This is a genomic window from Mycobacterium sp. ACS1612, from assembly GCF_001667505.1.
In the GTDB taxonomy this organism is placed as follows: Bacteria; Actinomycetota; Actinomycetes; order Mycobacteriales; family Mycobacteriaceae; genus Mycobacterium.
The window spans coordinates 31895-54894 of record NZ_LZHZ01000018.1 but is presented as its reverse complement, the minus strand read 5'-3'; the positions used below and the strand labels follow the sequence as shown (position 1 = coordinate 54894).

Annotated in this window: 30 protein-coding genes and 1 pseudogene; 19 read left to right on the top strand and 12 right to left on the bottom strand. The window is 65.9% G+C overall.

Annotated elements, in window-relative coordinates; translation table 11 throughout:
• Position 1: 1 nt before the first annotated feature.
• Positions 2–1708 (bottom strand): MOSC domain-containing protein, encoded by a 1707-nt coding sequence (locus tag A5724_RS06005; RefSeq protein ID WP_067797758.1) that lies wholly within the window; start codon positions 1706–1708, stop codon positions 2–4.
• A gap of 106 nt (positions 1709–1814) precedes the next feature.
• Here A5724_RS06005 and A5724_RS06000 point away from each other — a divergent pair, with 106 nt between their 5' ends.
• The 4 genes from A5724_RS06000 (at position 1815) to A5724_RS05985 (ending at position 5018) form a co-directional block, all read left to right on the top strand.
• Entirely contained in the window at positions 1815–3128 is a 1314-nt protein-coding gene (locus A5724_RS06000) for a TetR/AcrR family transcriptional regulator (protein WP_067797755.1), read from the top strand.
• 79 nt (positions 3129–3207) lie between these two features.
• A complete protein-coding gene (locus A5724_RS05995; RefSeq protein ID WP_067797753.1) occupies positions 3208–4071 on the top strand; it encodes a DUF427 domain-containing protein in 864 nt (287 codons plus the stop codon).
• A gap of 6 nt (positions 4072–4077) precedes the next feature.
• Positions 4078–4326: a hypothetical protein gene (locus A5724_RS05990; RefSeq protein ID WP_067797749.1), complete on the top strand. Its 249-nt coding sequence runs from the start codon at positions 4078–4080 to the stop codon at positions 4324–4326.
• Entirely contained in the window at positions 4323–5018 is a 696-nt protein-coding gene (locus A5724_RS05985; protein ID WP_067797745.1) for a haloacid dehalogenase type II, read from the top strand. Before A5724_RS05990 ends, A5724_RS05985 begins: the two co-directional genes overlap by 4 nt.
• On the opposite strand, the gene A5724_RS05980 is transcribed toward A5724_RS05985, so the two are convergent.
• Complete coding sequence (locus tag A5724_RS05980) at positions 4990–5427, bottom strand: DUF2000 domain-containing protein (RefSeq protein ID WP_067797742.1); 438 nt, start codon at positions 5425–5427, stop codon at positions 4990–4992. The genes A5724_RS05985 and A5724_RS05980 overlap by 29 nt on opposite strands.
• An 80-nt stretch (positions 5428–5507) precedes the next feature.
• Between A5724_RS05980 and A5724_RS05975 the strand changes: the two genes are divergently transcribed.
• The 4 genes from A5724_RS05975 to A5724_RS34135 all read left to right on the top strand — a co-directional run bounded on the left by A5724_RS05975 (position 5508) and on the right by A5724_RS34135 (position 7742).
• Positions 5508–5960 carry an Lrp/AsnC family transcriptional regulator gene (locus A5724_RS05975; protein WP_067797739.1) on the top strand — a complete coding sequence of 151 codons (453 nt, stop codon included), beginning with the start codon at positions 5508–5510 and terminating at the stop codon, positions 5958–5960.
• A gap of 134 nt (positions 5961–6094) precedes the next feature.
• Positions 6095–6262, top strand: coding sequence for a hypothetical protein (locus A5724_RS34140; protein ID WP_197518571.1), 168 nt, complete (start codon positions 6095–6097; stop codon positions 6260–6262).
• A gap of 64 nt (positions 6263–6326) precedes the next feature.
• Positions 6327–7451 (top strand): FAD-dependent oxidoreductase, encoded by a 1125-nt coding sequence (locus A5724_RS05970; protein ID WP_067797736.1) that lies wholly within the window; start codon positions 6327–6329, stop codon positions 7449–7451.
• A 123-nt stretch (positions 7452–7574) separates the two neighbouring features.
• Positions 7575–7742 carry a hypothetical protein gene (locus tag A5724_RS34135; protein ID WP_197518570.1) on the top strand — a complete coding sequence of 56 codons (168 nt, stop codon included), beginning with the start codon at positions 7575–7577 and terminating at the stop codon, positions 7740–7742.
• Between the two features lie 66 nt (positions 7743–7808).
• On the opposite strand, the gene A5724_RS05965 is transcribed toward A5724_RS34135, so the two are convergent.
• Positions 7809–7997 carry a long chain fatty acid-CoA synthetase Faa4p gene (locus A5724_RS05965; protein WP_067797733.1) on the bottom strand — a complete coding sequence of 63 codons (189 nt, stop codon included), beginning with the start codon at positions 7995–7997 and terminating at the stop codon, positions 7809–7811.
• Between the two features lie 250 nt (positions 7998–8247).
• On the opposite strand from A5724_RS05965, the gene A5724_RS05960 reads away from it, so the two are divergent.
• The 3 genes from A5724_RS05960 to A5724_RS05950 are packed head-to-tail and all read left to right on the top strand — an operon-like array spanning position 8248 to position 11497.
• On the top strand, positions 8248–9456 hold the full coding sequence (locus A5724_RS05960; RefSeq protein WP_067797730.1) for a PP2C family protein-serine/threonine phosphatase: 1209 nt from the start codon (positions 8248–8250) through the stop codon (positions 9454–9456).
• A complete protein-coding gene (locus A5724_RS05955; protein ID WP_067797728.1) occupies positions 9453–11051 on the top strand; it encodes an ATP-binding protein in 1599 nt (532 codons plus the stop codon). Before A5724_RS05960 ends, A5724_RS05955 begins: the two co-directional genes overlap by 4 nt.
• Entirely contained in the window at positions 11048–11497 is a 450-nt protein-coding gene (locus A5724_RS05950; protein WP_067797725.1) for a response regulator, read from the top strand. Before A5724_RS05955 ends, A5724_RS05950 begins: the two co-directional genes overlap by 4 nt.
• On the opposite strand, the gene A5724_RS05945 is transcribed toward A5724_RS05950, so the two are convergent.
• The 4 genes from A5724_RS05945 to A5724_RS05930 all read right to left on the bottom strand — a co-directional run bounded on the left by A5724_RS05945 (position 11494) and on the right by A5724_RS05930 (position 14133).
• Positions 11494–11934: an ATP-binding protein gene (locus A5724_RS05945; protein ID WP_067797722.1), complete on the bottom strand. Its 441-nt coding sequence runs from the start codon at positions 11932–11934 to the stop codon at positions 11494–11496. The genes A5724_RS05950 and A5724_RS05945 overlap by 4 nt on opposite strands.
• 33 nt (positions 11935–11967) lie before the next feature.
• Positions 11968–12330, bottom strand: coding sequence for an STAS domain-containing protein (locus tag A5724_RS05940; RefSeq protein ID WP_067797718.1), 363 nt, complete (start codon positions 12328–12330; stop codon positions 11968–11970).
• 82 nt (positions 12331–12412) lie between these two features.
• On the bottom strand, positions 12413–13657 hold the full coding sequence (lipE, locus tag A5724_RS05935) for a lipase LipE (protein ID WP_067797715.1): 1245 nt from the start codon (positions 13655–13657) through the stop codon (positions 12413–12415).
• On the bottom strand, positions 13654–14133 hold the full coding sequence (locus A5724_RS05930) for a peroxynitrite isomerase (protein ID WP_067797712.1): 480 nt from the start codon (positions 14131–14133) through the stop codon (positions 13654–13656). The genes lipE and A5724_RS05930 overlap by 4 nt, the downstream gene beginning before the upstream one ends.
• A gap of 50 nt (positions 14134–14183) precedes the next feature.
• On the opposite strand from A5724_RS05930, the gene A5724_RS05925 reads away from it, so the two are divergent.
• Entirely contained in the window at positions 14184–14615 is a 432-nt protein-coding gene (locus tag A5724_RS05925) for a PPOX class F420-dependent oxidoreductase (RefSeq protein WP_067797709.1), read from the top strand.
• Here A5724_RS05925 and A5724_RS05920 read toward each other — a convergent pair.
• Together A5724_RS05920 and A5724_RS05915 are read right to left on the bottom strand one after the other, a co-directional pair.
• Positions 14612–15061, bottom strand: coding sequence for a hypothetical protein (locus A5724_RS05920; RefSeq protein WP_067797706.1), 450 nt, complete (start codon positions 15059–15061; stop codon positions 14612–14614). The genes A5724_RS05925 and A5724_RS05920 overlap by 4 nt on opposite strands.
• Positions 15062–15144: 83 nt before the next feature.
• A complete protein-coding gene (locus A5724_RS05915; protein WP_067797703.1) occupies positions 15145–15543 on the bottom strand; it encodes a heme-binding protein in 399 nt (132 codons plus the stop codon).
• A gap of 392 nt (positions 15544–15935) precedes the next feature.
• Between A5724_RS05915 and A5724_RS34405 the strand changes: the two are divergent.
• Positions 15936–16120 (top strand): annotated as a pseudogene (locus A5724_RS34405) (dihydrodipicolinate reductase); the annotation flags it as partial.
• Here the strand turns inward: A5724_RS34405 and A5724_RS05910 are convergent.
• Positions 16118–16900 (bottom strand): maleylpyruvate isomerase N-terminal domain-containing protein, encoded by a 783-nt coding sequence (locus A5724_RS05910; RefSeq protein ID WP_067797700.1) that lies wholly within the window; start codon positions 16898–16900, stop codon positions 16118–16120. The pseudogene A5724_RS34405 and the gene A5724_RS05910 overlap by 3 nt on opposite strands.
• A gap of 47 nt (positions 16901–16947) precedes the next feature.
• On the opposite strand from A5724_RS05910, the gene A5724_RS05905 reads away from it, so the two are divergent.
• The 4 genes from A5724_RS05905 to A5724_RS05890 are packed head-to-tail and all read left to right on the top strand — an operon-like array spanning position 16948 to position 18965.
• The gene (locus A5724_RS05905) at positions 16948–17199 is read left to right on the top strand and encodes a hypothetical protein (protein WP_067797697.1); all 252 of its coding nucleotides are present in this window, start codon (positions 16948–16950) and stop codon (positions 17197–17199) included.
• A gap of 36 nt (positions 17200–17235) precedes the next feature.
• Positions 17236–17649: a VOC family protein gene (locus A5724_RS05900; RefSeq protein ID WP_067797693.1), complete on the top strand. Its 414-nt coding sequence runs from the start codon at positions 17236–17238 to the stop codon at positions 17647–17649.
• Complete coding sequence (locus tag A5724_RS05895) at positions 17646–18506, top strand: rhomboid family intramembrane serine protease (RefSeq protein ID WP_082964886.1); 861 nt, start codon at positions 17646–17648, stop codon at positions 18504–18506. Before A5724_RS05900 ends, A5724_RS05895 begins: the two co-directional genes overlap by 4 nt.
• Before the next feature lie 57 nt (positions 18507–18563).
• On the top strand, positions 18564–18965 hold the full coding sequence (locus tag A5724_RS05890; RefSeq protein WP_067797687.1) for a GtrA family protein: 402 nt from the start codon (positions 18564–18566) through the stop codon (positions 18963–18965).
• Between the two features lie 4 nt (positions 18966–18969).
• Here the strand turns inward: A5724_RS05890 and A5724_RS05885 are convergent, their stop codons facing one another.
• On the bottom strand, positions 18970–19917 hold the full coding sequence (locus A5724_RS05885) for a sigma-70 family RNA polymerase sigma factor (protein WP_067797684.1): 948 nt from the start codon (positions 19915–19917) through the stop codon (positions 18970–18972).
• A 116-nt stretch (positions 19918–20033) separates the two neighbouring features.
• Between A5724_RS05885 and A5724_RS05880 the strand changes: the two genes are divergently transcribed.
• Together A5724_RS05880 and A5724_RS05875 are read left to right on the top strand one after the other, a co-directional pair.
• Positions 20034–20750, top strand: a complete 717-nt coding sequence (locus A5724_RS05880; RefSeq protein WP_067797681.1) for an SDR family oxidoreductase — start codon at positions 20034–20036, stop codon at positions 20748–20750.
• Positions 20751–20778: 28 nt separating this feature from the next.
• Positions 20779–21063, top strand: coding sequence for a hypothetical protein (locus A5724_RS05875; protein ID WP_067797677.1), 285 nt, complete (start codon positions 20779–20781; stop codon positions 21061–21063).
• Here the strand turns inward: A5724_RS05875 and A5724_RS05870 are convergent.
• Complete coding sequence (locus A5724_RS05870; protein ID WP_082964884.1) at positions 21060–22970, bottom strand: potassium transporter Kup; 1911 nt, start codon at positions 22968–22970, stop codon at positions 21060–21062. The two genes, A5724_RS05875 and A5724_RS05870, sit on opposite strands and share 4 nt — an antisense overlap.
• Positions 22971–23000 lie beyond the last annotated feature (30 nt).

Here is a 23000-nt window from a genome sequence, read left to right as displayed (position 1 = left end):
CTCAGAGGTCCAGGACGAGATCGGTGTGCGGCGTCGCCGTGCACAACAGCACCGAGCCGTCCGCCGGCGCGTCGAGCGGCGGCTCGACATAGTCGGCGGTGCCCTCGATCACCGCGGTCAGGCAGGTGTGGCAGACGCCGCTGCGACAGGAGTACCGGGTCGGCACGTCGCACACCTCGGCCAGTTCGAGCAGCGTGCGGTACGCGGGCGCCCAGTTGACGGTGAGCCCGCTGCGGGCGAAGGTGATCCGCGGCCCCGTGCCCGGCGCACCGTCGGGTGGGTGTGGCCGGGTCGCAGGCGGCGCGCCCACGACGCCGGGATTGATCGGCGGCAACGCGCCGAACAACTCGGTGTGGATGTGCGCGGGGTCGAGTCCCGCGGCCACGAGGGCGTCGCGGATGTCGGCCATGAACGCGCCGGGGCCGCACAGGTAGGCGGTCGCATCGGTCGGCACCCCCAGCGCCGCCACCGATTGCCGGTCCAGCCGCGCGGGCGCGTTGGCCGCGCGGGTGTAGAACACGTGCGTGTGCGCGTCAGGCAGTGCTGCGAGCAGCGCCGCGACTTCGTCGGCGAACGCGTACGTCGCTTCGGTCTGCGTCGTGTGCAGCCACCAGATTTGGCGAGTGCTTTTCGCGGCCGCCAACGCGTGCGCCATCGCCATGACCGGTGTGACGCCGACACCCGCGGAGACCAGGACCACAGGACCGGTGTCTTCGACGAGGTAGAAGTCGCCTCGCGGCGCCGCGCAGTCCAACACGACGCCCGCCTCGGCGTGGTCGTGCAGCCAGCGGCTGACGTGGCCGTGCTCCTCGCGTTTGACGCTGATTCGGTAGTACTCCGCGCCCGGTGCCCCTGACAGCGAGTAGCTGCGTGTCGGCGCCGGATCGCCTGCATCGGGAACCTTCACCGTGAGGTACTGACCAGGCAGCGCGGCAGGCAGGCTACCGCCGTCGGCCGCCTCCAATCTGATCGACAACACCGTGGAGGTCTCACGATGCGTAGCCGCCACTCGCAGCGGCCGGAACCCCGGCCATCCGACTTGTCTTGGCACGCTGGGTTTTTCACTCGCCGTGAGCATATCGCGGAACGACTGCTGCCACCCCGGGCTGAGGGCAGGCACGTCGACGGCCTTGTTCAGTAGATCTTTGTCCCGGCCGGATAGGTACAGCAGCGCGTCGACGTCGGCGACGCTGAGCTGGTGCCTGCCCCGGCGCGTCAGCACGATATCGTCGCCTGTCTGCACGGCGCCTTCGGTGATGACCCTGAAGTAGAACCCTGGTCGATGGTGCGCGACAAGCAGATTCGGCATGTCGGGCTCGCCGATGCGCATGCCGACTCGGAAGCAGGTGACCCTGGGTTGGGTGACCTCGAACTCGGCCTCGCCGATCCGGTAGCGGTCGCCGATGCAGACGTCGTGGTCGGCCATCCCGGTGACGGTGAAGTTCTCGCCGAAGTGGCCGGGCACCAGATCGTCGCGGTCCAGGTACTCGCGCCAGTAGTCGTACGACTCGGTCTGGTACACCATTACGGCGCGTTGCTCGCCGCCGTGACCGGCGAGATCACCCTGGCCGTCGCCGTCGATGTTGAGCCTGCGAACCATGACGGGTCCGTCGACCGGGGCTTTCCAGATCCCGGTGCGGACCGTCTTACCGTTCCAGGACACGTCTTTCGGCATGCCGACGTTCACGGAAACCAGCCTGGCAGTCATGCTGCCTCCTCATGTCAGCGGTTCGATCTTCAACGTAACACCGGCGACTCCCACAGGAATGGGCCAGCTGGCCCACAATCACAGCGTAGGCAGTTAATCTGACGCCGTGGCGCACGCCGACGACCGACCGTTGACGGCAAAAGGGCGCGCCACCCGCGAGCGGATCGTGATGTCCGCCGCCGAACTCATTCTGGCCAACGGGCTGTCCTCGCTGAGCATGGCGAACGTACGTAAGGCGGCATCGGTGAGCGGGTCTCAGCTGGCGCACTACTTCGGGGACAAGCAGGCGTTGATTCGAGCGGTGATCGGCAGGCAGACCGACGTTGTACTGGACTTCCACCGGCAGCCCAAACTCGGTGGCCTGCAGTCGTTCGACGACTTCGAGCGGTGGATCGACCTCAACATGCGCTACCTCAGGCAGATCGGTTACGAGGGGACGCCCACCTACCACGCGTTGGCCGGACAGTTGATGAAGTCTGACGCGGCCACGCGTGAGGCGCTCGCGGCCGGCTACTGGAAGTGGGTGGAATTGCTCGCGGAGGCCGTTGCGGGCATGAAGGACCGCGGCCTTCTGGTCGCCGACGCCGACCCGCGCGGGGTGGCGATCGTGATCGTCACCGCTCATCAGGGCGGGGGCACCGTCGCATACGCCTACCGAGAGGAATGGCCCCACGCCGACGCGGTTCGGTACGCGGTCAACTATCTGCGGATCTTCGCCAAGGATCCGGCCGAGCGCTCACCCCGCCCGCCGCGCCGGCCGCGTGGCAGGTCGGCCCGCAAACCAGTCGGCCACGCCGAGGTCGGCGAGAACAGATTCACCCGCAAAGGATTCGCGGTACGGCAACGCATCGTCGACGCCACCGCGGAGTTGATGTTCGAACGTGGCGTAGGGGGCACCAGCCTCGAGGACGTACGGGCCGCCGCTGAAGTCAGCGGATCGCAACTGGTCCACTATTTCGACGACAAGCGCGACCTGACCCGTCAAGTGATCGCCACCAGGATCGAGGACGTGCAGCGGTTCCATACCCAGCCGCAATTGGGGCGGCTGGACAGTTTCGACGCACTGCAGGCATGGGCGGCCGCCTGTGTGGTCGATGCTGAGAAGGTGTACCGCCGTGGCGGGTGCGTGTACGGCGCGCTGGCCGGGGAACTACTCGAAGCCGACCAGCAGATCCACGACGATCTCGCCGCCGGATACGACCAGTGGATCGAGCTTTTCCGCGCGGGGCTCACCATGATGCGTGACCGCGGTGATCTCCGCGAGGACGCCGATCCACGCCATCTCGCGACGGCACTGGTCATCGCTCACCAGGGCGGGGCGATGCTCACGTACGCCTCCGACACCGTCGAACCGATGCGCGCTGCGGTCAACGCCGCGGTCGACTACGTACGCTCCTTCGCGCCGCGCCGTAGGTCCTGACGTAATCACCCCTGGACAGGACTGGGTTGATGCGCCCACAATACTGGGCCATACAACCCATTTGTGAGAGGACGAGGTCATGGGACTCGCGTGGCAACAAGGCCCACTCGCTACCGCCTCGGTCGGGCATTTCTTGACTCCGCAGCCGATGCCCGAGCGGATCCTGTACGCCGAACCGCTGCGCCGCAGGATGCGCGTCAAATTCGGCGACCAGGTCATCGTCGACAGTGAGGATGTTGTGCTCCTGCACGAGCCCGGTCGATATCCTGTGGCGTACTTCCCGAAAACTGATATCGAACCGAACGCCCTCAAATCAGAGGACAGGGTGACCCCGCATCGGGATCTGGGTGACACCCAGTGGTTCACAGTTCACGGCGGCGGACGCGAGGCGAATCATGCGGCGTGGGAACATAACTCGCTGCCGCAGCATGCCGCCGTACTGGCCGGCCGCGTGGCGTTCGCGTGGCGAGCGATGGATGCGTTCTACGAGGAAGACGAGCGCATCGGCGGACACGCCGCCGACTTTTACCATCGCATCGACATCCGTTCCACCTCACGCCACCTCGTTGTGCGCGACGGCGATCACATCATCGCCGACACCCATCGACCACTGGCCCTCTACGAATCCGGCTTCGCGCCGCGTTGGTATGTGCCGCGCGACGACGTGGACGAATCGGCGCTGGAGCTCATCGAGCACCAAACCTTTTGTCCCTACAAGGGATTAGCCAGCTATTACACAATCGGTACCCACAAGCGCGCTGTATGGTCGTACATCGAGGCGTGGCCGGAGGTGGCGAGGGTGAGCAACATGCTGTCGTTCGAGCCTGACAAGATCGACGTCTACCTCGACGGCGAACAATTGCACCTGGAACCCGGCCAGAACGTGGTACCGCACGGAGTCGACCGCGGTCTCGTCGTCGACGAGATCCTGCAGAAAGTCTGAGGTCCGATGAAGGCGCTACTTGAAGTCGTGATCCTGCCGGTTTACCGCGACAGGGTGGGGTTCGGCCTCGATGTCGACTACGCGCCCGCACCGTCCTTCCGGGTCATCCAGCTGACGCCCGAAGGGTCCAGCACCTCAATCCAAATCGGCGTTTGCGTGACCGACTCTCGCGACGGCCAGTGGGCGGGCGGATACGTCCCTGGCGTCGATCCGGACGGGAACGGCTGGGTGCTACAGGAGCGTGGCCACCGATGACCGCGAAAGTGTTGGTGTTCGACGTCAACGAGACCCTGATCCAACTCGACCCACTGTCAACCGTTTTCGAGCAGGTCTTCGGTGACACACCGATGGTGCGGACGTGGTTCGGTCAACTCGTGACGTATTCGATGACCGCCGCCTTGACGGAAAACTACCTCGACTTCTTCACCCTCGGCCAGGGTGTACTGCGGATGCTCGGTGAAGCACACGACAAGCCGGTCACCGACGCAGACCTGGCCCGACTCAAGCAGGCGATGCTGACCATGCCCGCGCATCCCGACGTCATCGAGGGACTCGAGTTGCTGCGCGACAACGGTTTTCGGCTCGTGACGCTGACCAACTCGCCGCCCAATCCGGACGGGCTCAGTCCGCTGCAGAACGCGGGCCTCGGCGGCTACTTCGAGCGGCAGCTCAGTGTTGACGCATGCCGCACTTTCAAGCCGGCAAGAGACGTCTACGACTACGTGTGCCGCGATCTGCAGGTGCCGCCGGGCGATTGCCTCATGGTCGCGGCGCACGTGTGGGACCTGATCGGGGCGCAGAGCGCGGGCTTTGCCGGGGCGTTGATCACCCGGCCCGGCAACGCGCCGCTGCGGCTAGACGCCCTGCCGCAGCCGGCGTACGTTGCCGACGACCTGCCCGCGCTCGCGCGACAGTTGATCACGGGTGCAGCCGCAAACCCGACGTGATCTTGTCGACGGTCTTACGGTCGGCGCGGACGGCAAGGCCTGCCAGGTCGAGGTCCTCGCGGCGCACCGTGGCCACTGCCGCCCGGTTGGCGTCGTCGTCGCCGGTGGAGAACAACTCGGTGGTGAACACCGTCGGGACCACGCCGCGTGACAACGCCCGCTCCAAGGTGCGGGCCAGGCGCGCGTTGTCGGCGGCGAACACCAGCACCGGCTGTCCGAACATCGGTGTGTACCCGGTCCCGTCGGCGTCGGCGTAGTTGCGGCCGATGGCCTCCGGCGCGGCGGCTGCCACCCCGCTGGCCAAGAACGCGGTCATGTTCAGCTTCTGCCACACCGGAAGGTCATCGCGGACGACGACGGCGATCTTGGTGACAAGGACAGGCGGTGTTTCGATCAGTTGAGCAGTCATGGCCGGAAAAGGTATTCGCTCTAGCGGCTCAGCCAGCCGATCACCGAATATAATTCGGCAGATCAGCATTGGGAGCGCCAGTGGACGAACTTGATTCGGCGATCGTCGCCGCGTTGCAGACCGACGGTCGGCGCAGCAATCGGGATCTCGCGCAGATGCTTGGCGTCGCTCCGTCGACCACGCTGGAACGGGTCCGTGCCCTCCGGTCGCGCGGGGTGATCACTGGCATTCACGCCAGCACCGACACGGCCAAGATGGGCAGGCCGGTGAAGGGCATGATCACCGTCCGGCTCCGCCCGCAGTCCCGCGAGATCATCCAGGGTTTCCGGGATTTCGTGATCGGCCTGCCGCAGACCCTGCAGGTGTTCGTCACCACCGGACCCGAGGATCTGCTCATCCTCGTCGCCGTCGAGTCCACCGAGGCGCTGCGGGATTTCGTGCTCGACTCGCTGACGAAGCGACGAGAAGTCGCGGGCGTGCGGACCGAAGTGGTGTTCGACCACATGCAAAATCACGTTGTCGGTCCGGCCTGAACCCGCAGGATCCTGCCAACCAGCGATCAATTACTGCCAGCGGAATTAATCCGTTGAGCAGCTGGTTTAACCAGTCAGATCGGCCAAGGCAGTTATAAAACTGGCCGACGGGACAGACAGAAGAAGGCATCGAAATGAAGAAGTTCGGATTCGCCAGCATCATCGCCAGTGGCCTCGCCGCCGCCGTTGTCGGCCTGGCAGGTCCGGCGCAGGCCGACAACATCCACCACGACTGGATCTACGACATCCAGCCTCAGGTGTCCGTGCCGCACGTCGACACCAGCGTGCACCAGAGCCGCTGACCAACGAATCTTGAAGAGGGGCATCCCGTAGCGGGTGCCCCTCTTTCTATGTCAGCGTGTCGGAATGGAAAAGCGTCGGGTCGTGATCGCCGGGCTTGGTGACAGCGGCGTTCTCACCGCAATCCGGTTGGCTCGGCACGCCGATGTGGTCGGAATCTCGGCCAAACCGGCATTGGTCAGCGGACAGGAACTCGGCTGGCGACTGTCGCGGCCCCAGGAGTGGGCGCGCGCCAATTGGGTTACGTTCGACAAGTTCCGCGGGCTCGACCGGGTCCGCACCGTGCACGGCACCATGTCCGGCCTCGACCTGGCGGCGCGCAAAGTCCTTGTGCGCCACGACGACGGCTCGACGTCCGCCGAGGCGTACGACGCGTTGGTCATCTCGACCGGGGTGAGCAACGGGTTCTGGCGCAGACCCGACTTCCAATCCGCCGACGAGATCGCGGCGGATCTTCGCGCCGCGCACGACCGGCTCGCCAGGGCCGAGTCGGTGATCGTGGTGGGCGGCGGAGCCGCCGCGATCAGCAGCGCCGTCAACGTCGCCAGGACGTGGCCCGGTAAGCGGGTCGACCTGTACTTCCCGAACGAACGGGCCCTCGTCGACCACCACCCGCGCGCCTGGGAGCGCGTCCAGCGCAGGCTCGACGAGGCCGGCGTGCAATTGCACCCGGGGCACCGCGCGGTGATCCCCGACGGCTTCGCCTGCGACCGGATCACCAGCGATCCGGTGCAATGGAGCACCAGGCAGCCGCAGTCGTCCGCCGACGCGGTGCTGTGGGCGATCGGCCGGGTCCGACCAAACACCGGATGGCTGCCCACCGAACTGCTCGACGACGACGGCTTCGTGCGGGTCACCCCGCAGCTTCAGGCGCCGGGACACCCGGATGTGTTCGCGGTCGGCGACGTCGCCGCAACGGACCCGCTGCGCAGTTCGGCCCGCAACAGGGCCGACGGGCTGCTCGCGCACAATGTCCGCGCGTCCTTCGCAGGCAGGCCGATGCGCAGTTACCGCCCGCCCAAACGGCGGTGGGGCTCAGTCGTCGGCATCCAGCCAGACGGTCTGGAAGTGTTCGCCCCGAACGGCCGCGCGTTCACCTTCCCGGCGTGGTCGTTCGACCGGGTGCTGATGCCGCTCATCGTCCGCTGGGGCATCTATCGGGGTGTGCGGGAGAACCGGCCGTTGGTCTGAAACGGCTCGATTCCTGCCAACCGCCGATCAATTACTGCCATCGGAATTAAAGCCTTGACCTGTGTGTTTAAGCAGTCAGACCGGTTGAAAACAAAGAAGGCACACACAGAAGAGGGCACCACAATGAAGAAGTTCGGATTTGCCACAGTCATTGCCAGCGGACTGACCGCCGCGGTCCTCGGCTTCGCCGGAGCCGCCCAGGCGGACGTAGCTCACCACGAGTGGGTGCATGACATCCAGCAGCAGGCCACGGTCGGTTCGGTGACACCGAGCTTCGGCAACGGCCGCTGATCAAGACCCCCCCAAAAGCAAGAGGGGCGCCCCCATCGGGCGCCCCTCTTGTCATGTTTCTTGGGCTCAATCGCGCACGACGACCGTGATGTAGCCGATCGGGATGCCGGTGTGCGCGGCGATGTACTTGCGGGCGGCCACCGCGACGGCGACCCGGTGACTGGCACGAGTCACACCGCCGATCTCCGGAATACGGATGACCCAGCCGGTGACTTCGGGGCTCACCTCGATTTCGAAGCACTGACCTGCGGTCATTCCGGGCACCCGGCGAATAGCACGACCACTGCGGAAGGGCTGCGCGGAAACGCTCCGTGAGGCGAACTGCGTGGGCATTCTCTCTCCTGGGCGACGGGGAACCGCGGCAAAGCGTACTGCCAAAGGGCGCTACCGCATAATCTGTGAGCGTCGGATGAGACTGTCCGGGCCGACTCTGTATGGTCGGGGAGTTCACTGAAGAAGGGTCAGCGCGGCCGGGGTGACGTTACGCAAAAGGACGTGATAACCGATGCGCGCCCCGCACTACCCGCAGGACACCTCCGCAGTCGCCCGCGCGCCCGGCATCGGCCGACTCTCGGTGCTGCTGGTTGAGGACGACCGGGCCGATGCCCTCCTGGTGGAGGAATTGATCGCCGACGCCGCCGTCGATATCGACTTCGCCTGGGCGCCTTCGATTTCCGAAGCCGAGCGGTTGTTGGTGCGCCGCCGCCCGGACTGTGTGCTGCTGGACCTGAACCTGCCCGACGCCACCGGCATCAACGCACTCGAGCGGGTCAGCAAGAGCGATCCGGCCATTCCGATCGTGGTGCTTACCGGGCTGAACGACGAGCACTTCGGTGTCTCCGCCGTCGCTTCCGGCGCGCAGGACTACCTGGTCAAAGGCCGGGTGGATCCGGAAACCCTGCGTCGCTCGCTGCTGTATGCGATCGAGCGCAAACGCGCCGAGCTGACCGCGGTCGAACTGCATGCCAGCCAGTTGCGGGCCGGCGAGAACGCTCGCCTCGAGCGCGGTCTGCAACCCTCGCCGCTGCTGCTCGACGACCCGGGCGTAGACGTCGTCGCTCGGTACCGCGCGAGCCGGGCGTATGCGCTGCTCGGGGGCGACTTCTACGACGTGGTCCAGACGCCGGACCGGACGGTGCACGTGATGGTCGGTGACGTGGCCGGGCACGGGCCGGACGAGGCGGCCCTCGGCGTGGCACTTCGCATCGGCTGGCGCGCGCTGACGTTCGCGGGGCTGCGCGGCAACGAGCGGATGCATCAGCTGGAGCGGATCCTGCTCACCGAACGCCCGTCGAAAGGCATCTTCGCCACGCTGTTGAGCCTGGCGTTCGCCCCGGACAGCCGACGATTCGATGCCGTGCGCGCTGGGCATCCCGGCATGTTGATGCACGGAAAAGACGACGTGCGGTGGATCGAACCGCCCGCGGGGCCCGCGCTGGGCCTCGGCGCACGCGAATGGCCGGTCAACCAACTCGAACTGCCGGACGGCCACGGCCTGCTGCTGCTCACCGACGGCCTGTTCGAGGGCCACTCGGGCCGGGGCAATGAACGTCTCGGCGAGGGCGGTCTGCTCGACCTGGCCCGCTCACTGGCCGCGCTGCCCGGCGCCGCGTTCGTGGACGCACTGATCGGCGAGGTGGAAGCGCGGGCGCGGACGCACGGCGGGCACACCGACGACATCGCGGTGGTGCGTGTCGAGCGGGCGCCGCGATGACGGCACCCACGGAATCGCAACGGTTGACCGTCCAAGGCTGGCAGAACCTGCTGTTGTCGGTGATGGGCGCGGTGGTGCTGGCAGGCGCCGTCGCGGGCGGCATCCTGCTGTACCGCACCGACCGGGTGTCCAGCGAGTTGATCGACAGCATCCAGCCCGCGCGGGTGGCCGCTTACCAGCTACAGGCGGCGCTGCGCGATCAGGAGACCGCGCTGCGAGGATATGCGATCGCGGCCGACCGGCAGTTCCTCGAACCGTATTTGGCCGGCCAGCGCACCGAACAGGCGGCGGCAGACGGCATCCGCGCGCGCATGGGTTATGACCGTGAAGCGGTCGCCGACCTCGAGGCCATCGAACAGGCTGCCGCTCAATGGCGAACGAATTACGCCGACCCGTTGATCGCCGCCGTCACCCCGGGCAGGCCGTCGGTGGTGGACAACGCTACCGCCGAACGCGGCAAGGCCGAATTCGACCGTCTGCGAGCGCTGTTCGACGTGCAGAATCAGAACCTGGGTGCGGCGCGACAAGCAGGCGTCGAGGCCTTGCAGGCGGCACGGAACTGGCGCAACGCGGTGCTCATCGGTGTGATCGTCACGTTCTTGGCAATGACGGTGTTGTTGGCCGTGCTGGTGCGCAACGTGGTCACCAGGCCGTTGGCGGCCCTGGCCGCGTCGTGCAGGCGGATCACCGAAGGAAACTTCGGCGAACGCATTGCGATCAGCGGCCCCAGGGACATTGGCGGCATCGCGGCCGACGTCGAAGACATGCGGCAGCGCATTGTTGACGAACTCGACGCGTCGAAGTCGGCCAGCGCGGCACTCGACGAGCAGACCATGGAATTGCGGCGCTCGAACGCAGAACTGGAGCAGTTCGCCTACGTCGCATCCCACGATCTTCAGGAACCGCTGCGCAAGGTGGCCTCTTTCTGCCAGTTACTCGAAAAGCGCTACGGCGACAAACTCGACGAGCGCGGCATCGAGTACATCGGCTTCGCGGTCGACGGTGCCAAACGCATGCAGGTGCTGATCAATGATCTGCTCACCTTCTCCAGGGTGGGGCGGCTCAACGCCACGTACACCGACGTCGACCTGAATGCCACACTGAACGCGGCCCTCGGCAACCTGTCGACGGCAATCGAGGAATCCGGCGCCCAAATCGTCACGCCCACAGCGGGTTTGCCTCATATCGACGGGGACCCGACATTGTTGGCGATGGTGTGGCAGAACCTGATCGGCAACGCGGTCAAGTTCCGCCGAGAAGGGGTGGCGCCCAAGATCGTCGTCGAGTGTGAGCAGCGGGTCCGCGACGACGAAACCGACTGGATCTTCACGGTGTCCGACAACGGAATCGGTATCCCGCAGGAATTCGCGGACAAGGTCTTTGTGATCTTTCAACGCCTGCACGGCCGCGACGCCTACAGTGGCACGGGCATTGGTCTCGCGTTGTGCAAGAAAATCGTCGAACACCACGGCGGAAACATCTGGATTGATTCCTCGTACACCGCGGGTACCCGGTTTCAATTCACCCTGCCCGTTCAACCGACGGCCGAACCGGAACCGCAGCCGGCGGCCACGCTGGAAGGAAGTACTGAATGACGTCACAAGCCGGGGAGGGCCGGGCGATCGACGTGCTACTTGTCGAGGACGACCCGGGTGACGAGCTGATCACTCGGGAAGCGTTCGAACACAACAAGATCAAGAACACGTTGCACGTCGCGCACGACGGCCAGGAGGGACTGGACTTCCTCTACCGACGTGGTGCGTACACCGACGCGCCACGCCCGGATCTGATTCTGCTCGACCTCAACCTGCCCAAGTACGACGGGCGGCAATTGCTCGAGAAGATCAAATCCGATCCCGACCTGTGCCACATCCCGGTCGTGGTTCTCACCACGTCCTCGGCGGAGGAAGACATTCTGCGTAGTTACAAGCTGCACGCCAACGCTTACGTGACAAAGCCGGTGGACCTCGACCAGTTCATGAGCGCCGTGCGGCAGATCGACGAATTCTTCGTCCAGGTGGTGCGGCTACCGCAGTTCTAGCGGGCCGCGTCGACCCCGGTCCATTCCAGGCTGACGCGGGTGCCGCTGGGCGACGTGTCAACGGTGGCCTGGTCGGCCAACGCCTGCATAAGCGGGATTCCCCGGCCCCGCTTGAGTTCCCGGGTGCCCGGATCGGTGTCCCGCCAAGCACCCTGGTCCTCGATGGTCACCGTCAGTGTGGCCGCATTCTCGTCGTAGTGGGCCCGGACTTGCATCACGCCGGGCTGGTCGGCGGTCGCGTAGGCGTACTCCGCGGCGTTGGCCATCGCCTCGTTGACGGCGAGCACTACATCGCACGCCTTCGCCGCGTCGAGCGCGAAGTGGTGATGCAACCACTCCGAGAACTCACGTCGGATGGCAGAGGCGGTCGCGGGGTCAGCGGCGGCGTCGATGCGCGCGAACTGTGGGCTGTTGCAGAGCGTTTCAGAAGTTGACATCTCGGCCTGCTGGCTACCCTGTTCGCGGCCCAGTTATGCCGCTAACGCGGCAAGTGCTTCATCGAGTGTGGCATGCAGGCCGACGACCTCGGCGATTCCGACAAGCTTGAGCGGTCGGCTGGTGGCGGGACCGTCGGCGACGACCGCGAATCGCATGTCCGCGGGCAACTCTTCGCGCGCTGCGACCAGAATGCCCATGCCCGCTGAGGCGAGGAAGTCAACGGCGGAAAGATCGACGACGACCCCACGCGGTCCGTCCTTGGCGGCGGTGGCGATCGCCTCCTCGACTTGCGAAGCGGTGAGCATGTCGACCACGCCCGCTACGGAAAGCACCTCGATCTCATCGACGAGCCTGCGCTCGATGGTGCACTGACTGGCTGCGGACTGGCCCGACACGATTTACCTCCAACATGACTGAAACCGTCGGCCATTTCGCGTGGTCCGGCGGCTACCTCGGCTGTTCCCGATCGGCCGATTCTTAAACATTGACCGGTGTCCGGGCAAACTCCGCGGTGATCCTGTCGAGTAGCGCCGGATAGCGGTTCGCCTCGCGGTGCCTGCCCGGTTTGCCGCTGCTGATCAGGCCGGCCGCCAGTCCGCGTTGGGGGTCGGCCCACACCGCGATGTTCACCAGCCCGGTATGCCCGAACGCGGCTGGTGCGTTGCGTCCGAACGGGCCGAACCGGTTCGAGCCGAGCATGTACCCGGTGCCCCAGCGCAGCGGCATCAGCCCGGTCGCGATGTCCGGCCGCAGCCTGCGGCACTCCCTCGTCGCAGCCCGCAGGGTATCCGCGGACATGATCCGCACTCCGTGGAGTTCGCCTCCGCGGCGCAGGATTTCGGCGAAGCGGGACAGTTCGTCGGCAGTGGACACCGTATTGGACGACGGCACCACACCGGTGAGGAACTGCCGGGTGTTCGAGTACGGGATGATCTGGTGCATCGTGCCGCCGACCGCGGTGCGGAACGCGGCCGCGATGGGCGGCGGCAGGGGCTTGCCGGTCGGGTAACTCGGGGCGACCAGGTCGACGTCGGCGTCGGCGACGCCGTAGTTCGTCCATCGGAAGCCGAGCGGATCGAGGATCTCGGTTGCCAGCACCTCGCGAATGTTCTTGCCGGTGGCCGCCGATACGATCTCTCGGACCAGGGGGCCCCAGGTCAACGCGTGATAGATGTGCACAAGGCCGGGGCGGTAGATCGGCTTCAGATTGCCGAGCATCTCCCGGGCGTACGCGCTGTCGTCCATCCGCTTGAGGTCCGGTCGGGGTCCCGTCGCGAACGGCACTCCCGCGCTGTGCGTCATCACGTGCCGAATCGTGGTTCTGTCCTTGCCGTGGCTGGTGTAGCTCGGCAGGTAGTCGCACACCCGGTCGTCGAGCGACAACACGCCGCGCTCGGCCAGCATGTGCACGACGGTGCTGGTGATCGCCTTGGCGGCGGAATACGCGCAGAACGGGGTTTCCGTTGTGACAGTTGTCTTTTCGGCGTCGGGCGGATCGTCGGGTCCATTGCCCCAGCCGTGGCCGATCGCCCGGTTGAGCACCACCCTGCCGTTGTGCCGCAGGCAGAGTTGGATCGCGGGATGCATGCCCGCGCGATACCAGTGCCGGGCGGCCTGCCAGATGCGGTCGACGGACGCCGGATCGATCGCGGAGTGGTCCTCCTCGCCGATCGCCGTGACGGCGTCCAGGTCGGCGGGGACGCGGATCCTGCCGTCGCTCATGCGGCGTTCCTCCGCAGCGTCGCCGCCAGGTGATGTTGCAGGGGCAGGCCCACGGCGCCCATCCGCAACGTGTAGGTCAACTGGTCGCCGTCGACACGGATCGAACGGCTCAGCGCGGTGACCTCTTTGGCCGACGAGGTACGGCCGATCGCCGTCGCGGTCAACTCCAGTTCCATGGTGTTTCCGGCCGTCGTCAGCGTGCCCTCTCCGATCTCGGTGATGCCGGTGGGATGGGCCAGCACGAGTTCCACGCGATCCGCCGACGGCATCCGCAGGTATCCGGTCTCGGCGTGCAGCGGACGGCCGTCGTCGGCGGCCCTGGTGCGCTGGCCGTAGACAAGAAACGGTACGTGGCTGAACGTGATTTCCTCCAGATAGCCGAATGGTTCGATCGTCGGGTACTCGCCGTCGCCGCGGCCCGACCAGGTGCCGATCAAAGGCGCGAGGGCGGCAATGCCGGGATGCAGATCGGCCACGTCGCCAGGGTACGGAATAGCGGAGGAGCAATCGTGAGTTGCCGGTTGACATGACCACCATCACATTCGACCCCCACACGCTGATCGCCGAGAGCAGGCTCGGCGTGCTGGCCACCATCAAGACCAACGGCCTGCCGCAACTGTCGCCGGTGACCCCGTACTACGACCGGGACGCGGGCGTCATCTACGTGTCGATGACCGAAGGCCGCGCCAAGACCGCCAACCTGCGCCGCGATCCCCGTGCGGCGCTCGAGGTCACCAGTTCCGACGGTTGGGCGTGGGCGACGGCCGAGGGCACGGTCACGTTGACGGGTCCGGGCAGCGACCCGCACGGCCAGGAGGTCGAAGCGCTCGTCGACTATTACCGCGCGGCCGCAGGTGAACATCCGGATTGGGACGAGTACCGCGCGGTGATGGTGTCCGACCGCCGCGTGCTGATGGCGATGACGGTCGAGCGGGTGTACGGCGAAAAGATCCGCTAGCCGCCGGGATTGGCGGGCGGGGGAGTGCCCGGGTTGCGGGCGATGATCTGGCCCAACTGACCGAGCGCGCCGATCAGGTCACCAGGGCCGCTCTGGGGCACGGGCTGATCGGTCAATTGCCAGGGCTGGCATTCGTTGGTGGTGAACGACGTGTCGGTGGGGTCGATCTGCACGATCTGCGCCTTCTTCGACAACGCGTTGTCGACGATGTCGGTGCCGTTGGTGCGCTTCCAGTAGCAGGCGCCGTCGCCGACGGGGCCTGCCGAGGCGTAGGTTCCGGGCTGGATGTCCTTGCCGACCGCGAAGGTGCCGTCACCGTTGATGGTGGTCGTGGGTCCTGGCGGCGGCGGTGGTGTCGGGGTGGGATCGGCGGACGCGACCGCCGGGGATGCCGCGCAGCCAACCAAGACGAGCGCTGCCGCGACGGCGGCTCTTGTCGGCTTCATGCCCACAGAGTAGTCGCAAGCCGTGCTAACGAAAACCGCCCGTCACAGCGAGGGGCTGCGGCGGGCGGTCGTCGTGTGATGGGCTAACCGGCCATGAACTCGGTGTAGGCCGAGGCCAGCTCCGGCGGCAACACCGACACGTTGCACTGACGCTGGGTGTCACCGATCGGCGCCAGGATGCCCTTCAGGTCGTAGTACTCCTGTGGGTTGGCGGTGAAGTAACCGCGCAGCGTCGCCGACGCCTGGTCGCGCGGTTGGCTGAACGCCGCGCCGACGGCCTGGTTGGCACCCGGATGGGTGTTCAGGTAACCGCGGGCGGAGCCCAGCGTCGAGCTGACCATGTTGGACACGCCGGCTGCCGAGCAGTCCGGCGCCGCGACCGCATTGGGTGCGGCGATGGTTGCTGCAGCTACGCCCCCAAGCAGGCAGCCCGCGGCGACACCGGCGACGCGCCGGCGCGCAGTGATACCACTGAATTTCATGATCAATTTCTTCCTTCGAATTGCGATTCGTCGCTGTTTCCCCCGTCCCTGAAAACCAAGGTAGCCGAATGCAAAAGTGCCTAAACCGGCTTGGCGCAGCCGATGATGGAGGGGTGTAAACGTTACAGTTCAACGGGGTGAGATAGACCTCAAAATGGTCGTTATTCGATAAGCGGATCGGCAGATCGGCTCGGAGATCTTGAAAACTCTCAGGATTTGCCGGGCACCCTTAATTGATCGTGATCCACATAGTGACCGAATTGTTATTCGCGGCGCGGTAGCGTGCCTCGTTGTGACGCCGTACCGAGTCATCCAATGGGGCACGCGCGCGGTCGGCGCCGAAATGATCTCAGCGCTCGTCGGCGGTGAGTACGCCGACCACTGACCGCGCCCCGAAGAAGGGCTGGACATTGACCACCGAAGGCGATCCGTCGATGCGGACACACTTCATATCGCTGGCGAGTTTCAGCCGGCCTGCCGGCATCGCCGAACAGTGCGGTCAGCCAACGTGGCGACCGCGATGCAGGTGCTCAACGCGGTGCCCGCGGTGCGTGAGGCTGCACCGGGCTTCGCTTCACATCGTCGGCAGTTCGGCGACAACCGCGGCCAACCGCGGATCGGATACCTCGATCCGTCCGAACAAAGCCAGCAGCAACTCGTCGGGCTTCGCGTCGACCGGTTCGTCTCCGCCGGGCAAATGTCCTGTGGCTGAGACGAATTCAACTGTGTCGTCGTGTCCCAGATGCACTCGGAGCCGGGTAGAGGTCGCGCTCTCGAGCAGCCGGTTCATCGACTCAGCAGGGCCACGAATTGCGATGGATGCCTGCGCGGCCGGTATCTCCCACACATCATTGCTTGCGGCGGCGATGTCGTAGCCGTGGACGAGCAGCTCGCACAGGATCCACCGGGCCCCACCGCCGGCCGAGATCGTTGATCCACCGTGGAACGGATACTGACGATCGAAGTCGACTCTGGGATAGACGCGGTCGATCACCGTACGCAGATTCGCATCGAGGTGGTCGGCGACATCGTTGATGTCCCGGTCGGTGTACTCGGAGAGGCAGGTCGCATTCAGCTCGGCAACCTCCTGGTTCGTGGCGCCGCGTCGACGATCGCCGAGTAGCCTGCCGAGCACGGTCACCACGTGCGCTGCAGTCTCCGCGGCCGTCCAGCCAAGCCCGGGTACCGGTCGCGCGGCGCGACCCGGATCAAGTCCGCGGACCATCGAGACGAACCGCCTCCCGCTGTCGTCCAGCGCTGCGAGGATGTCGGTTTTGGCTATCTCTTCCACGCGCTGAGCGTACGGCGGGTCAAGCCCGTGAAATTCGCGGCCAACGGCCGGTGCCGATTCGTTCATGCCGGACGTATCGTCGACAGTGAGCCCTGCACCGAGAGGGGGCAACGATGATGTTGAAGAAAGTTGCAGCCGCAGTTGCCGTCGCCGCTTCGCTGGGCGTTGGCGCCATCGGACTCGGTGCCGGTGCCGGCCAGGCTGATCCGGGCTGGGGCCCGAACATTCCGTGGATCCCCGGGCCAGGAGACTGGGTGCCGGATGTCGACGTATGGCCGGGACCGGGAGAAGTCGCGAACTTCTGTCCGTGGCACTCGCCGCCCGGTCACTGGATCGGCGGACCGCACGGCATTCCCTGCACCTAGCGGCCACAGGGACGGTCGTCGGCCATAGGTAGTCTCGTGGCCGTGCGGTTCGACCTGCTCTCGCCCGGAATCGAAGTCGGCCTCGTGACGACGAACTCCGACGCCATGATCGCGTTCTACGAGGGCTTCCTCGGACTGGAGTGCCAGGGCGACGTCGAATTCCCGGGCGGATCGCAACGGCGGTATTCGCTCGGGAAGAACGTGGTCAAGCTGGTGACCTACGACCCGCCGCCACCGCAACCGGTCGCGTCGGGCGGCGGTCGCGCCCAGGCCGGCGTCAGGTACTTCACTATCGGCGTGCAGAACCTGCGCGCGGTGGCCGAGGCGTTCGCCGCCTCCGACTACGAGATCGTCGAACCGATGACGGAGTTCGCACCCGTGCCCGGCATGGGCTGGATGTTCGTCGCCGACCCCGACGGCAACTGGATCGAACTGTTCGGCACGCTGTGACGTATCCGCCCCCGCCGCAGGCGCCGCCGACCTGCTACCGACATCCCGACCGCGTCACCTACGTCAGCTGCACGCGTTGCCACCGACCTATCTGTCCGGAGTGCATGCGAAACGCCGCCGTAGGCCACCAGTGCGCCGAATGCGTCAACGCGGGCGCTCAATCGGTGCGTCAGCCGCAGACGGTGGCCGGTGCCCGCCAAGGCGCCCGCACCCCCGTCGTCACCTACACGCTGATCGCCGTCAACGTGCTGCTATTTGTGCTGGAAGCGGTGACACCAGGCCTTCAGCGCCAACTCGTGCTGTTCGCACCCGCCGTCGCCGACGGCGACTACTACCGGCTGGTGACGTCGGCCTTCATGCACTACGGCATCGCGCACCTGCTGTTCAACATGTACGCGCTCTACGTGATCGGCGTGCCGCTCGAAAATTGGCTTGGCAGAATGCGTTTCACGGCCCTGTACGCGTTGAGCGCATTGGGCGGTTCGGTCCTGGTGTACCTGCTCTCGCCGCTGGGCGCCGCGACCGCCGGCGCGTCGGGCGCGGTGTTCGGGTTGTTCGGTGCCTACTTCGTGGTGAGTAAGCGGCTCAACCTGAACGTCGGTTGGGTGGTCGGGCTGATCGTGCTCAACCTCGCGTTCACGTTCGTGATCCCGGCGCTGGGCGGACAGCAGATCAGCTGGCAGGGCCACATCGGCGGATTGGTCACCGGCGCGGTGGTCGCGGCGGCATACGCCTACGCCCCTCGCGAGCGGCGCATCCTGATCCAGGCGTCGACGTCGGTAGCGCTGCTGGTGCTCTTCGTCGCGTTGATCGGATGGCGGACAAGCGACCTGCTCACCCGGTTCGGCATCACCTGACGTTCGCCCGGCGCTCAGTCGCCGGCCACCTCGAGATGCCAACGTGGCAAGGTGCGCATGCGCCTTCCGTTCCGGCGGGCTTCCGTTGTGGCGCCGACCTTTCTGATCTTCGTCCTGCTCAACAGCTGCACCTTCGCTGTCGACCTGGTGCTCCTCACCGTGCTGCACGGCGGTCTGCGGGTGCCACTAGCCACCGCGGTGACGATGGCTTACGCATGCGCATGCACGCTGACCTACTTCCTGAACCGCATCTTCAACTTCCGCTCACACAGCGCAGTGGGGCCGCAATTCGCGGTTTACGTGGTGGTGGCCGCGGTGAACTACCTCGCGTTCATCCTCGGTGTCACCAAGGGGCTGGTGGCACTGGGTATCGAGTATCACGCCGCGCGGATCGCAGCGGGCGCGTGCGAGGCGCTCTACACGTACACCGCGATGCGCTGGGTCGTGTTCCGGCGCTGACCGTCTAACGCATAGACGGAAGCCCGAACACGCCGAACAGGTTCGGGTCGAGAAACACTGTGATGGCCGATAGTCCGTCCCGGCCTCCGGTGAGCACATGGATCGCGTGCGCCCGCAGCGCCCCCGCGGCGTCGCGGCGGTAATCGGCGACCGCGGGTTGCCCGTTGGCGGAGGTGGGCACCATCAGCACAGCACCCGCTTCGGTGAACGCCCGCGCAGAGAGGAATCGTGTCACCGCATCCCGGCCCCTGAACCAGACTGCAAATGGCGGCATTTCGAGTTTGACGTCATCCTTCAGCAGCGCAGTCAACGCGGCCATGTCACCGTTTTCGAACGCCGCACAATAGCGTTCGACCAACGCGAGTAACTCACGGTCCTCCGGTTCGGTGACGTCGTCGTCGTTCGGTGCCACCTCGGCCAGGTGGGCCCGTGCCCGCTGCAGCGCGCTGTTCACCGCCGCGGGTGTCGTCTCGAGCAGTTCGGCCACCTCGGCGGCGCTGAACTGCACCACGTCCCGCAGGATCAACACCGCGCGTTGCCTCGCAGGAAGCTCCTGCAGCGCGGTGACGATCGCCAGTCGGATGCTCTGCCGCGTGGCCGCCGCGACCTCGGGGGTGAACGTGTCGGGTATCGGTTCGAGCCACGGATATCCGGCCCTGCTCGCATCGATGTCGACGTCCGGGTCCACGGAGCCCGCGCCGAGTCCGGCGGGCAACACCCGGCGGGCGCGATGCTGCAGCGCCCGCAGGCACGCCATGGTCGCGATGCGATACAGCCATGTCCGCAACGCCGCCCGTCCCTCGAAAGCCTCGTACCCCCGCCAGCCGCGCAGGTACGTCTCCTGGACCAGATCCTCGGCGTCCTGCACCGAGCCGAGCATCCGGTAGCAGTGCGCGATCAACTCGGCGCGATAAGGCGCCGCCTGATCGATGAATTCCTGCTGGGCGGGCACAGCGTCCTCCTCTGCGAAGCATGTTCCCCAATACACCCAATACAGATGCCTGCGGCGGGCCGAATTCATCGGCCGGCTCCAGATGAATTCGCGCGGTGCGGTGTCTCTGAGTCGGTATGACCCAACACACCATCGCCCTTGCCGGATCGACCGCGATCGTCACCGGCGCCAGCAGAGGATTCGGCCGAGGCATCGCGGAGGCATTCACCGCCGCCGGAGCACACGTCGTGGGTGTCGCCCGCAGCGGCGGCACAGTCACCGCCGACGCCGCCGACCCGGCCACCGCCCACCGGCTCATCGACCAGTACGCACCGCGCACCGTTGTGCTGTGCGCAGGTGCCGCACCGCAGATGAGTCCGCTGCAACAGCAGACGTGGGAGTCGTTCAGCTTGAATTGGAATGTCGATGTGGCCCAGGCGTTTCACTGGATCCGCGAAGCGCTGCTGCGACCGCTCGCGCCAGGCAGCACGGTGGTCGCGGTGTCCAGCGGGGCGGCGGTCAACGGGTCGCCGCTCAGCGGCGGCTACGCAGGCGCGAAGGCCACCGTCAGGATGATCACCGAGTACGCGGCGCTGGAGTCGGAACGGGCCGGCCTCGACATCGACTTCGTGTCGGTGCTGCCGTCGTTGACGCCTGCCACTGCACTCGGCGCGAAAGCGGTGGCGGCCTACGCGGCGCGGCAGGAAGTGGACGTCGAACAGTTCGTGCAGTCGCTACCACCCGCGCTCACCGCCGAGCAGGTCGGCAAGTCCGTCCTGGAGATCGCCACCGCCGGGCCGTGCGGACACCGGGCCTACATGCTCGGCCCTGCGGGACTGTCGCCGTTGGGCTGAGTCGAGGCGAATGTGGGTATCCGGACGTATGGCGTTCAAACTCACATACATCGACGGACAAGAAGACACCTACGACGACGACACCAAGTGGGAAATCGATGACGGTGTCCTCAAGCTCGGCCGCCGTGACGGCGACTGGTCGGTACTGGTGTCCCCGGGCCACTGGGCCACGATCGAATTGGGTCAAACCGGCAAGAAGACGGACAAGGACGACAAGAACGAGAAAGACGAGAAAGACGACAAGGACGAAAAGGACGACAAGAACGAGAAGGACGAGAAAGACGACAAGGGCGAGAAGGACGACGACTCTTAGACCTCGATGCGCGATCCGATGACCACCGTGCGGTCCAACGGCAGGTTGAAATACGCGGCGGCATCGGAGGTGATGTAGGAGGTCGCGATGAATAGCCGCTTACGCCATGGCGCCATCGTCGGCTCCTCTCCCGTCACCAGTTCGAGCTTGGACAGGAAATACGACGCCGTCTCGACGTCGATATGGCCTTCGGTGTGCGCCGGGTCCAGCAGTGTCAACGCGTGCGGGATGTCCGGCCGCTCCATGTAGCCGTAGCAGGCGCTGACGTGGATGATGCCGTCGCGCTTGTAGCCGAGGTCGTCGATGGTCATCCGCTCGCCGTCGGGCAGCCGGGGGACCGGCACCGTGTCGATCGACATGATCACCACGTGGCGATGCAGCACGCGGTTGTGCTCGACATTGGCCCGCATCGCCAAGGGCGCTGTCTCGTTGCCCCGGTTGAGGAACACCGCGGTGCCTGCCATCCGGACCAGCGGTGGCTGGCAATCCCGCAGCCCGTCGACGAACTCGCGCAGCGGGCCCTCGGCCTTTTCCCTTGCCCGCGTGACGATTTCGCGACCCTTCTGCCATGTCGTCATCACCGTGAACGAGACGGTTGCGATGAGTAACGGCAGCCACGCTCCGTGCAACACCTTGGTCAGATTCGCCGCCAAGAACAGCGCGTCGACCAGCAGGATGAAGCCGCCAAGGGGCAGTACCACCCACAGCGACCAACGCCACTGGGTCCTGGCGTAGTAGAAGAACAGGATGGCAACGATCGTGATCGTGCCTGTTACGGCCATGCCGTACGCGTACGCCAGTGCGGCCGAACTACGGAACGCGAACACCAGGATCAGCACCATCACCGTCAGGACGCCGTTGATCCACGGCACGTAGATCTGGCCGATGGTGGACGCCGAGGTGTGTTCGATGCGCAACCGCGGCAGGTAGCCGAGCCGGGCCGCCTGCGACGCCACCGAAAACGCGCCGGTGATCACCGCCTGCGACGCGATGACCGTGGCCGCCGTCGCGAGCAGCACCATCGGAATCTGTGCCCACTCAGGAATGAGCAGGAAGAATGGCGCCCGCACCTTCGACTCGTCGGCGAGCACCAACGCCCCCTGGCCGAAGTAGCTCAACGTCAGGGCTGGCAACACGAGGCCGAGCCAACCGGCCGTGATGGCTTTGCGGCCGAAGTGGCCCATGTCGGCATAGAGCGCCTCAGCGCCAGTAACCGACAGCACGATCGCCGCCAGCGAGAAGAACGCAATGTGGAAGTGGCTCAACAGGAATGTGGCAGCGTACGTCGGCGACAACGCTCTCAAAATGTCCGGGTTGTCGACGATCCCGTGGACTCCGCATGCGCCGATCGCGGTGAACCAGAGGATCATCACCGGTCCGAAGAACCGCCCCACCGTCGCGGTGCCGTGCCGCTGCACAGAGAACAGCGCCACGATGATCGCCGCGGTGATCGGGACGACGAAGTCTTCGAAGTCGTGGTTGATGACCTTGAGACCCTCGACAGCGGACAGCACCGAGATGGCGGGGGTGATCATGCTGTCGCCGAAGAACAGCGACGCGCCGAATATTCCCAGCGCCGCAAGCATCATCGCGGTTCGGCGGCTGCGGTTTCCTGTCCATCGGCGCAGCAGCGTGATCAGCGCCATGATGCCGCCCTCGCCGTTGTTGTCGGCGCGCATCACCAACGTGATGTAGGTCAGCGTGACGATGATCATCACCGACCAGAAGATCGTGGACACGACGCCGTACACGTTGGCAGTGGAGATCGGCACCGGATGCGGGTCTGAAGGATCGAAGACGGTCTGAAGGGTGTAGATGGGGCTGGTGCCGATGTCGCCGAACACCACGCCCAATGCGCCGATCACGATCGCGGGGCGAAGACCTCGACGACTGTCCACGGAAGACATCGTTACATCCAACGCTGTGGACCAAGATGA